The 9,753-nt window shown below is 47.7% G+C and carries 11 protein-coding genes and 1 rRNA gene; 11 read left to right on the top strand and 1 reads right to left on the bottom strand.

What is annotated here, in order from left to right; genetic code table 11:
• Positions 1 to 156: 156 nt before the first annotated feature.
• The 3 genes from rrf (at position 157) to G358_RS0125265 (ending at position 2,383) form a co-directional block, all read left to right on the top strand.
• Positions 157 to 273 (top strand): 5S ribosomal RNA (gene rrf / locus G358_RS0125275).
• A 315-nt stretch (positions 274 to 588) separates the two neighbouring features.
• Positions 589 to 1,680, top strand: coding sequence for a PdaC/SigV domain-containing protein (locus tag G358_RS31935; protein ID WP_019640053.1), 1,092 nt, complete (start codon positions 589 to 591; stop codon positions 1,678 to 1,680).
• A 274-nt stretch (positions 1,681 to 1,954) separates the two neighbouring features.
• Positions 1,955 to 2,383, top strand: a complete 429-nt coding sequence (locus G358_RS0125265; protein ID WP_019640052.1) for a hypothetical protein — start codon at positions 1,955 to 1,957, stop codon at positions 2,381 to 2,383.
• 112 nt (positions 2,384 to 2,495) lie between these two features.
• Here the strand turns inward: G358_RS0125265 and G358_RS0125260 are convergent, their stop codons facing one another.
• A complete protein-coding gene (locus tag G358_RS0125260; protein WP_240480108.1) occupies positions 2,496 to 3,032 on the bottom strand; it encodes a hypothetical protein in 537 nt (178 codons plus the stop codon).
• 223 nt (positions 3,033 to 3,255) lie between these two features.
• Here G358_RS0125260 and G358_RS0125255 point away from each other — a divergent pair, with 223 nt between their 5' ends.
• The 8 genes from G358_RS0125255 (at position 3,256) to G358_RS0125220 (ending at position 9,745) form a co-directional block, all read left to right on the top strand.
• Positions 3,256 to 3,441 carry a sigma factor G inhibitor Gin gene (locus tag G358_RS0125255; RefSeq protein ID WP_019640050.1) on the top strand — a complete coding sequence of 62 codons (186 nt, stop codon included), beginning with the start codon at positions 3,256 to 3,258 and terminating at the stop codon, positions 3,439 to 3,441.
• 209 nt (positions 3,442 to 3,650) lie between these two features.
• Positions 3,651 to 5,648: an aminotransferase class I/II-fold pyridoxal phosphate-dependent enzyme gene (locus G358_RS34125; RefSeq protein ID WP_019640049.1), complete on the top strand. Its 1,998-nt coding sequence runs from the start codon at positions 3,651 to 3,653 to the stop codon at positions 5,646 to 5,648.
• Positions 5,638 to 6,282: a dTMP kinase gene (tmk, locus tag G358_RS0125245; RefSeq protein ID WP_019640048.1), complete on the top strand. Its 645-nt coding sequence runs from the start codon at positions 5,638 to 5,640 to the stop codon at positions 6,280 to 6,282. Before G358_RS34125 ends, tmk begins: the two co-directional genes overlap by 11 nt.
• 77 nt (positions 6,283 to 6,359) lie before the next feature.
• Positions 6,360 to 6,689 carry a cyclic-di-AMP receptor gene (locus tag G358_RS0125240; protein WP_019640047.1) on the top strand — a complete coding sequence of 110 codons (330 nt, stop codon included), beginning with the start codon at positions 6,360 to 6,362 and terminating at the stop codon, positions 6,687 to 6,689.
• 231 nt (positions 6,690 to 6,920) lie between these two features.
• A complete protein-coding gene (locus G358_RS0125235) occupies positions 6,921 to 7,364 on the top strand; it encodes a YaaR family protein (protein WP_019640046.1) in 444 nt (147 codons plus the stop codon).
• A gap of 61 nt (positions 7,365 to 7,425) precedes the next feature.
• On the top strand, positions 7,426 to 8,406 hold the full coding sequence (gene holB, locus G358_RS0125230; RefSeq protein WP_019640045.1) for a DNA polymerase III subunit delta': 981 nt from the start codon (positions 7,426 to 7,428) through the stop codon (positions 8,404 to 8,406).
• Positions 8,407 to 8,521: 115 nt separating this feature from the next.
• A complete protein-coding gene (locus G358_RS0125225; RefSeq protein ID WP_019640044.1) occupies positions 8,522 to 9,322 on the top strand; it encodes a PSP1 domain-containing protein in 801 nt (266 codons plus the stop codon).
• Between the two features lie 45 nt (positions 9,323 to 9,367).
• Positions 9,368 to 9,745 carry an initiation-control protein YabA gene (locus G358_RS0125220; protein WP_019640043.1) on the top strand — a complete coding sequence of 126 codons (378 nt, stop codon included), beginning with the start codon at positions 9,368 to 9,370 and terminating at the stop codon, positions 9,743 to 9,745.
• Positions 9,746 to 9,753 lie beyond the last annotated feature (8 nt).

Genomic DNA, 9,753 nt, shown 5'->3' with positions numbered 1-9,753 from the left:
GGGCCCGGAAGAGATGAAGGGCAAACGCAAATGAAGTTTCGTATCCAGTTTTCAGGTGATCAAACCTGGAATGAAGATTTTGAGCTGCAAGTCTTTTCTGAGGTCTGATATTTTGCTGTAGCAAAGACAGGCCGTGGAAGCAGCGCAAAAATCATGTTTGGTGGCAATGGCGGAGGGGTTCCACACGTACCCATCTCGAACACGACCGTTAAGCCCTCCAGCGCCGATGGTACTTGGACCGCAGGGTCCTGGGAGAGTAGGACGTCGCCAAGCGAAGAACCACTGCCGATTAACCGGTGGTGGTTTTTATTTTTTTCTAGCGAAAAAAAATGTATTAATCCAGAAAAACAAATGAAATTCAGGGTTCCTTCCTTTCCTTTTTAACCGGATGAGGGCATCGAGAAAAATTAAAGAGCATCAAAGCATCTGAAATTATGTTTCAGGTGTCTTTTACAGGTTAAGAAAATGAAGAAAGTGACAGATACTGCGTACAAATAAAACAATACTGTAAGGGAATCTGTAAAGAGTACAGAGTTAATTTTTACTATAATGAGATTGGTAAACAAAATAATGGGAGAACGCCTACTAATGAACCAGTCTTGGATGAAACTATTTCTCTCAGCAGCTCTGCTGCTCGCAAGCTCATTTGCGTCTGGAACAGATACAGCTTCAGCGGAAGACACAGCGGGTAACGTAAGCAAGGCTGCTATCGCAAGTAATAAAAATGCAGGCCCACCTATTGTAGTACTCAAATCAAACGGAGTCATTACACAGCAAAACGGGTTGTTCATTGACGGTCAGACCTGGATCCCTGTGACGTTTCTAAGAGATGTTTTAAACATGCCGCTGCAATATGATGCAGCCAGCCATATGTACAGTATAGGAGAGGGCTTTAGAACAGTCCATCTGAGCGTAGACGGGGATTGGATTGGTATTGATGTTAACGGCTTCTATACACCCCATCTGGAAGGTAAGCTTGTTAACGGACGCCTGTTCGTTCCATTTAGACTGCTTAGTGATTACTTAGGGTATCAAGGGGATTGGTACTCCCCTACGAAAAGATTGAATGTAATGAGATCTAAAGAAAATAAGCTGAATATCGAGACTGTGACCGTTCGTGAAGAAACGGATAAAGCCGTCATTCATCTCGCTTATCCGCAAATTAGCAATTTGGTTAACCCAGAAGCCGAGAAGTCTATTAATGAAGTATTGAAGAAGACAAATTTGCGATTTGAGGAATGGATCGAAGAGCAGCTGCAGATGAGGGAGGACAGCTCAGAGCATCCGTACGAGTTCAAGAGCAGTTATGCAATCACCTATAACGCGGAAGGTGTCCTTAGCCTCGTCATAAAAAAGTATGAATACACGGGCGGGGCTCATGGAATGACCGATCAGGAGGGGTACACGTTTTCTCTGCGTGACGGGAAAATGTTGACGATGGATGATTTATTCGGTACGAATAAGGACTACAAATTGAAGCTGAACGAGGAATTAACAGCACAATTGCAGGCGATCCCGGAATATTTCGGTGGTTTCACAGGGGTTGGTCCGGGTACAGGTTTTTATGTTCAGGCGGGAAAATTAAAGGTCTTTTTTCAATTGTACCAGTATACGCCGTTTAGTTATGGAATACCCAAATTTACTATTCCTTTCAGTGAGTTATTGCCTGAAGGGAAGTAACTAGTATTGAAGTGCCAATTTAAATAGAGGATAAAAAAGATAAAACCGGTATTATTCTCTGCAGGGCCGGATGAGAAATATCCATTTTTTCAATAAACTCTTCATTTGAATGTAACCTTTTTGTTACCGACATGAGCGATACTGGCGTTATAATGAGAATGGTAGTTTTATCGACTAGGAAATTTAGCCTATCTTTCCTTCATATTATTGGGATTTTTGTCAATATTAGTGGATCTATAGTTTATTATGTTAGGTGGGTAAGGAGGAATAGAACATGCGGCAAAGAGGAAGAGCGTATTCCTTGTGCTTCATGGGGGTAGTCTGGATGGTACTGTTGGTCATCACAGGCTGTGCATCTTCCACGCCTTCTTGGACAAATTTTGAGGGATCAGCTGTCGAGAAGAGCTTCCCGGTTCCGAAGGAAGCTAGTATAACGGAAACGGCTCTGAACAATTCCAGAATGGATTATGTTCATTATTCCTTGACAGGAATCGAACAATCCAGCAGTGTGCCAGAGAAATACCAGCAGGTGATCCATGAGTGGGGCTGGACGGAACAAGAAGACCAGAATTCTGGAACGACGCGAGTTTACCAGAAAGATAAGCTAGTCGTTCAACTAACGATTCATGATGATTCGTTTACGGTATTGGTGCCTAAGCAAGATAAGAAGACCGTAATACAGGGACTGGAGAGCAGTCCGTAGCTATCTTTACTCCAGAAATGGCGGAGGGATAGGCATTAAAGGTTCGGCCTGCTTCCTGCTGTACGCAGGAAACAGGTTTTTTTAGATTATAGCTGGACAGTGTTAATAATAATCAAGGCATGTAGTAGGAGATATCTTCTTCATTGAACTTGATCATGCCCTCTTTAGGCTGTCTCTTGAAGCCAATTAACGGGTATAGCCGCGGGGCCATACTCCACATATGCCAGAAGAATAAGGAAAATACAAACGATATAGGAGACCAGGGAATCAGGATGCCAATAATCGCAAGTCCGATCCATGACGCATGTATCTGCACACGCCGATAAACTGCAAAGGCAACATACTGATCCGGCATATAACCGATCCACGGTAATCGCCGGGTAAAGCGCCAGCGCTTGCGATAAGAATGACTGCTAATGACCAGTACGGATCGGGCTATAACATATTGGATCCATAGTGCAACTGGGATAGCCAGCAGGAAGAAAAATATACTTGTCCATGTAAAGAGGAAAATTTCCGCTGCAAGCCAAATTAAAGGAAGAGTCAGCAAGCTATAGATTAATGACTTTGGAATGGCCAGCTTCTTCAGAAGCCGGTAATGATAAAATGTTGCGTTCGTGCCGGATTCAGCGGGCATCAGTACATCCAACCCTCCTTGAAAAAATAAAATAGACAAGCATCCATCCTTATTCCGGGCATGCTCTTAATATAATATCGGTAGAAAAAAAGAATATTTTACGTTTTTTCCGTACATACACCATTACAGCAGGCGCTGCATATACATGTATAGTAAGTAATGCACTATGAAAGGGTTTAAATTAGTAGATCATGTGTCATACTGATAGTAAAACAAATCAAGGTGGGATTGCTGGATGGATGTACATGCGCAGAATACGTGCATCATATGCGGTGAGCATAAACATGAAGGAATTCATATTGTATCTGAGTTTATATGTGATGCCTGTGAAGCAGAGATGGTTCACACGGACGTACAGGAGGAGAAATACGACTTTTTCGTTCATCGTATGAAACAGATATGGGTAGAGAAGAATGCATAATCGTACATTTAGTTAAGGACCTGCTGATTAACGTGTAGCGGGTCCTTTTATGTTGCCCTGGGGAGGATAGAAACGGTAAAATGAGGCGAAGGTTCGTTTTCCATCGGCCGATCACTTTCCCCTTGGGAAGATTAGCGCCTAATAGAAGCCAGTTCTGGTTTATGCAATAATAGGGTAAGAAAAAGTTAATTTGGAAGGACCAGATAAATATGTCTGATCGTATGAAGCATGGAGCTCCCCTGTATGAAGCTCTGCTTCGGTACAAGAGGGCGGGCAACGCATCTTTTCACGTACCGGGTCATAAAAATGGCCAAGCTTATCAAATGCGGGCTGATCAAACAGATGGTCATGTCCCTTTGGAGCTCGCTCCGGTTATGGGGATCGATGTGACAGAAATTAGCGGAATGGACGATTTGCATCAACCGGAGGGTGTAATTAAGGAGGCGCTGGAGCAAGCCGCCTTATTATTTGGCGCGGAGGAGACGTATTTTCTTGTCGGCGGAAGTACAGCCGGCAACCTGGCGTTGATCCTGAGCGTGTGCACCGCTCCGGGAGACGTGCTGCTCGTGCAGCGAAACGTGCATAAATCCGTTATTCACGGATTAATGCTCGCACGCGCACGCGCGGGCTTCCTTGCGCCGCAACTGCATGGCGCAAGCGGCCTAGCCACCATCCCGTCCGTGGAGACGGTGCGTGAAGCCCTGCGCCGGTATCCCGGCGCCAAGGGGCTGCTTATCACGCATCCGAACTACTACGGGATGGGGGGCGCTCTGGCAGAGCTGGCAGAGCTCTGCCATGCGCACGGCGTGCCGCTGCTCGTCGACGAAGCACACGGCGCCCACTACGGGCTGCATCCGGCTCTGCCGGCAAGCGCCCTGTCGCAAGGCGCCGATGGCGTCGTGCAGTCGACGCACAAGATGCTCGCTGCGCTCACGATGGGCGCCATGCTGCATGTGCAGGGCCGCCTGCTGGACCGCGGCCTGCTGCGGCAGCGGCTTGCCATGGTGCAGAGCTCCAGCCCCTCCTATCCAATCATGGCTTCGCTCGACTTGAGCCGGAGCCTGCTGCAGCAGGAGGGACCTGCTGCATTCGAGGAGGGGCTGGCAGCTGCGGAATGGCTCCGCCAGAGCATTGAATCTAGGCTGCCACGCTTTGGAATCGTTAAGGCGGGCGCCAGCGGAGAAGATGCTGCATATACTGTTCAAGATCCATTCAAACTCGTTCTTTATGATGCTGCCGGAGAATGGAGCGGCTATGAGCTGCAGGCTATGCTGGAGTCGGCAGGTTGTGTGCCGGAAATGAGCGATGACCGGTATGTGGTGCTGGCTATGAGCCTGGGAACGACGAAGGAAGATGTGGAGCGCCTGTTTAACGCACTGGAGGCTTTGTCAGGGCAGGCCTGGGATTGGAACGGACAGCAGCAAGAGAAGCAGCGGAACATGCAAGGAAGACAGAGAGGACAGGGAATACAGGGAGTAGTACATCATGAGGTTAATGAGGAAAGCGAGCAAAGTGAACAAGGACGAAGAGTAGAACAAGACGAACAAGACGAGCACTACAAGGAGCAAAGTAATCAAAGTAGGCAAGGCGGGCAAGGAGAGCGGCCAAGGCGTAAGAAACTAGTAAATGGGCAGCAAGAGCACCAAGAGCAGCAAGAGCACCAAGAGCAGCAAGAGCACCAAGAGCGCCAAGAGCGCCAAGAGCGCCAAGAGCGCCAAGAACACCAAGAACAACAAGAACAACAAGAGCAGCAACAGCAACAGCAACAGCAACAGCAACAACAGCAAAAGCAAAAGCAAAAGCAAAAGCAAAAGCAAAAGCAAAAGCACCAACAACAAAAAGAACGTTTGATCGGGACCCCGGCCGTTTCCGTTTCCACGTGGAACATTGAGTCCGCTTCGGCCGATGCAGTGTCTGAGCTCGTGCCTTTCGATTTGCAGCCGACCTTGCGGGAACAAACCGAAGCAGTGTTTGTGGAGGACAGTGAGGGGCGTACTGCAGCAGAAATGATCATTCCTTACCCGCCGGGTATACCATTGCTCTACCCGGGAGAGGTTATTTCGGAGAGGACGATGAATCGTTTGAAGGGACTGCGTCAGGCTGGAGCGAAATGTCAAGGAGCAGCAGACTCTCAATTAACTACAATTTTAGTTTATAAGCATTTATATTATGAGCAAAAAGAAAGCGGGAGTACGGATGAAAAGTAAAGGGATGTTCATTACGCTGGAAGGCGGAGAAGGCTCGGGGAAGACGACGATGCTGCAGCTATTAAGCTCTATGCTCCAGGAGCAGGGGATTGACTGCTTGACTACAAGAGAGCCTGGGGGAATCGTGATTTCCGAACGAATCAGGGAGGTGATTCTCGCTCCGGAGCACACGGCAATGGATGCCCGTACGGAAGCGCTGCTCTACGCAGCGGCCAGACGTCAGCATTTGGCGGAGAAGGTAGAGCCTGCGCTGAAAGAGGGAACCATCGTATTATGCGATCGATTTATCGATAGCAGCCTCGCATACCAAGGGCATGCCCGAGGGCTTGGCGTAGAAGAAGTGCTGGCCATTAACCGCTTTGCGACAAACGGCCGTTTTCCGGATCTTACATTTTATATGGATATTGAACCGGCAGCAGGGCTGGCCCGAATTGCCTCTGGTCAAGGTCGCGAAGTGAACAGGCTGGACATGGAAAGTCTGGAGTTCCATAATAAAGTAAGGGAAGGCTACCAGATCGCTGCAGCCATGTACCCGGAGCGGATCATTACGATCGATGCTTCGCGGAAGCTGGAGGAAATTAGCGGCGAAATGGGAAGGTATCTTTTCGCAGCATTAAAGGAATTTGCAGTATGATTGTCAAATATAAATGTATTCGGTTGCGTAGGCCGAGTACGAACCAAATGACATTGTAAATACGAGGAGGGGCTGTAATGAAACTGATCATTGCGATTATCCAAGATAAAGACAGCAATCGTCTATCCAGTGCGCTCGTAAAGGAAAATTATCGGGCAACGAAACTAGCGAGTACCGGTGGTTTTTTACGGGCAGGGAACACGACGTTTATGATCGGGGTAGATGACAATCAGGTAGAATCTGTGTTAAACGTCATCCGCAGCAGTTGTAAGGTTCGTGAACAGCTTGTCACCCCAGTGACGCCGATGAGCGGCACGACCGATTCGTATTTGCCGCTGCCTGTTGAAGTGCAGGTGGGGGGAGCTACTGTTTTCGTACTGCCTGTAGACCGCTTTGAACATTTTTAATCGACACTTGACCGTCTTTTTCAAAAAAACATCAGAAAGCAGCAATTCAAAATCCGGAGCTATAACAAGCTATAGCTGCCTGATATCGCACGATAAAACTACCGCTAAAGGCGGCCTGTCTTCCTAGGAAAATACACCGATAGACGTTTTTCTTTATAAAGCATAAATTTGATATGATCCAGCTTGTGCTGGACCAAGGTTCACAATATTTTATGATAGGCTGTGAATGCAATGAAGATAGATCCAGGGTTTAGGCCGCTGAATAGCGGGCTGGGGGTCAACGATAATGCGGCCAAACCAGTTCAATCCAAAACATTCTCCGATGTGATGCAGCAGCAGGGGGAGCGTGCTTCCCAGGAAGAGCTCAATCGCCGTTTTAAAGAAATCCAGCTTCAAGGCGACCGTCTGGCCCGTTCCATGACAATTCGCGAGCTGAAAGCGTATCGTCTTCTGGTCAAAAGATTTTTGGAAGATACGGTCCGGCGCGGCGTGAGTATGAAGGATTCCCGGGGATGGGACCGCCGAGGGCGGGGGAAGCGCTATAAGCTGTTGGATGAAGTGGATGCCAAGCTGCTGGAGATGGCTGACGAATTGCTGGAGACCGAGCAGGGCAAGATTGATCTTCTGCAGAAAATGGGAGAAATCCGCGGCTTGCTGATTAATTTTAGCTTTTAATGGTTGTTCATCAAGCGGGCTTGCTGAACGGTACCATCATTAAGAAGGAATGAGAATATTGATGTCATTTCAACAAATTGTTGGGCAAGAGACGGCAAAGGGACTGCTGCAAAGCGGGCTTCGCCGGAATCAATTGTCGCATGCTTATATATTTAGCGGCCCTCCGGGGAGCGGACAGAAGGAAATGGCCATGGCATTCGTTCAGGCGCTGTTCTGTACAGAGAAGGAGGACGATGCTTGTGGGGAATGTCTGGAATGCCGTAAAATCATGCACGGCAATCACCCTGACCTTCATATGATCGCCCCGGAAGGCTCTACCATCAAAATTGATCAAATCCGCGACTTGCAGCGGATTTTCTCATATCGCTCGAAGAGTGGAAATCCGAAGGCATATATTATTGATGAATCAGAGAAAATGACTGTGCAGGCAGCCAATAGCTTGCTGAAGTTTTTGGAAGAGCCGCCGACTCCGGCGGTAGCCATTCTTTTGTCGGATAATGGACGAGCCTTGCTCCCGACCATTCAATCGCGAGCGCAGTGGGTTCCTTTTACCCCGCTTGATCCAGAACAAATGCTCCATATTTTGGCGAAGGAAGGATTTCCGTCCACCCTTGCAAGGTGTGCCGTGCATTTGGCGGCAGGACTGGGTCCGTGCCGGGAATTATTACAACAGAATTGGTTTGCAGAAATTAGAAACGTAGTGTTACAATTAGGGAAGGAATCCGCAGGACGCGGCGGGACTCCTTTAATAACAGCGCAGCAGATTATTTTCAAGGCAGGCCTCAGCGACCATTTGGACATGTTGTTTAATCTTTTTCATTTGTGGTTCAAGGACATGCTCCATGCGCTCTATTATAGACATGACCAAATCGTTTTCATAGACGAGCTCGATTTCATCACCAGACATGCCTCAAGCCGCAGTCAGGAGCATTGGATTGACGCCATGGCTCTGGCAGCGGACAGCCGAAAGAAGCTTAGGCAGCATATGAACGGACAGCTCTGTGTTGAGCAGTTTTTGATCGGTGTGGCAGGACATCCATGAAACAGATAGAACGATGTCATGACACAAGTATTTGCAGCAAACTTTCTCCCATGAAAAACAAGGGATTTATTTTGAGGGTCACATAGCTTTTAGTGCTGGACGAGGGGGTAAGTTTTTGTACACTGTAGTAGGTGTCCGTTTCAAGAAAGCGGGCAAAATATATTATTTCGATCCCCTGGACCTTCCGGTTGAGAAGGAACAGAGCGTCATCGTTGAGACGGCGCGCGGGATCGAATATGGAAAAGTTGTTGTCGGGAAGAAGCAGGTTGGAGAATCTGATGTTGTCCTTCCGCTGAAGAAGGTGATTCGGATTGCTGATGATACCGATGCCCGTGTTGTCGAAGAGAACAAGCTTGCGGCAAAGAACGCTTTTGCCACTTGTTTAAATAAAATTAAAGATCACGATCTCAAAATGAAGCTGGTCGATGTGGAATTTACTTTTGACCGCAACAAGATCATTTTTTATTTCACGGCGGAAGGACGGGTTGATTTCCGGGAACTCGTTAAGGATTTAGCCAGCATCTTCCGTACGCGTATCGAGCTTCGCCAAATTGGCGTGCGGGACGAAGCCAAGATGCTTGGCGGGATCGGTCCATGCGGACGGGTGCTCTGCTGTTCATCCTGGTTAGGGGATTTTGAGCCTGTATCGATCAAGATGGCCAAGGATCAAAGCTTATCGCTGAATCCGACCAAAATTTCCGGCCTTTGCGGGCGGCTGATGTGCTGCTTGAAATTTGAACATGATAACTATGAGAGCGTAAAGGAAGAGTTACCGGCGGTAGGCAAGTTAGTCATTACTTCAATGGGTGAAGGTAAAGTCGTCGGACTGAATGCGGGCTCGCGTTCGGTTCATGTACAATTATTTGATATGGGCAAAGTCAGGGAACTTTCCTTGGATGATGTTGTAGTTAAATAATGGATTGTTCAAGATAGACTTTAGAGATGACTCTGGGGTGGGAACTTGGAGAATAAAGATATTTTTAAACATATGCAGGCGCTGGACATACAAATGGGTACCGTTCATGGCGAATTAAGCAAACTGGTGCTAGAGGTGAAGAAGCTGGTGGAGGAAAATCAGCAGCTGCTTCTGGAAAACGAACAATTGCGCAAAATATTGCGGGAGACTACCGAAGGCCGCCAACCATTGCCGTCTTCAGATCAAGGGGATCATTCACTGGCTGAAGGCAAGGATTCACGGGAAGCAATGGATATCGTCGGTGAAGGTTATGATAATCTCGCCCGTCTGTATCACGAAGGATTCCATATTTGTAATGTGTATTACGGACATTTGCGAACAGAAGGGGATTGCTTGTTCTGTTTGTCTTTTTTGAATAAATGAGTCAAGCC

The sequence above is a fragment of the Paenibacillus fonticola DSM 21315 genome (genome assembly GCF_000381905.1).
GTDB classification, from domain to species: domain Bacteria; phylum Bacillota; class Bacilli; order Paenibacillales; family Paenibacillaceae; genus Fontibacillus; species Fontibacillus fonticola.
Note: the sequence above shows the minus strand (reverse complement) of the source record. Positions and strands in the feature narration are given on the sequence as shown.

Excerpts from the sequence above, each read along its gene's own strand:
- G358_RS34125 (WP_019640049.1), top strand. The coding sequence starts at position 3,651 with ATGTCTGATCGTATGAAGCATGGAGCTCCCCTGTATGAAGCTCTGCTT.
- tmk (WP_019640048.1), top strand. The coding sequence starts at position 5,638 with ATGAAAAGTAAAGGGATGTTCATTACGCTGGAAGGCGGAGAAGGCTCG.
- G358_RS0125240 (WP_019640047.1), top strand. The coding sequence starts at position 6,360 with ATGAAACTGATCATTGCGATTATCCAAGATAAAGACAGCAATCGTCTA.
- G358_RS0125265 (WP_019640052.1), top strand. The coding sequence starts at position 1,955 with ATGCGGCAAAGAGGAAGAGCGTATTCCTTGTGCTTCATGGGGGTAGTC.
- G358_RS0125235 (WP_019640046.1), top strand. The coding sequence starts at position 6,921 with ATGAAGATAGATCCAGGGTTTAGGCCGCTGAATAGCGGGCTGGGGGTC.
- holB (WP_019640045.1), top strand. The coding sequence starts at position 7,426 with ATGTCATTTCAACAAATTGTTGGGCAAGAGACGGCAAAGGGACTGCTG.
- G358_RS31935 (WP_019640053.1), top strand. The coding sequence starts at position 589 with ATGAACCAGTCTTGGATGAAACTATTTCTCTCAGCAGCTCTGCTGCTC.
- G358_RS0125255 (WP_019640050.1), top strand. The coding sequence starts at position 3,256 with ATGGATGTACATGCGCAGAATACGTGCATCATATGCGGTGAGCATAAA.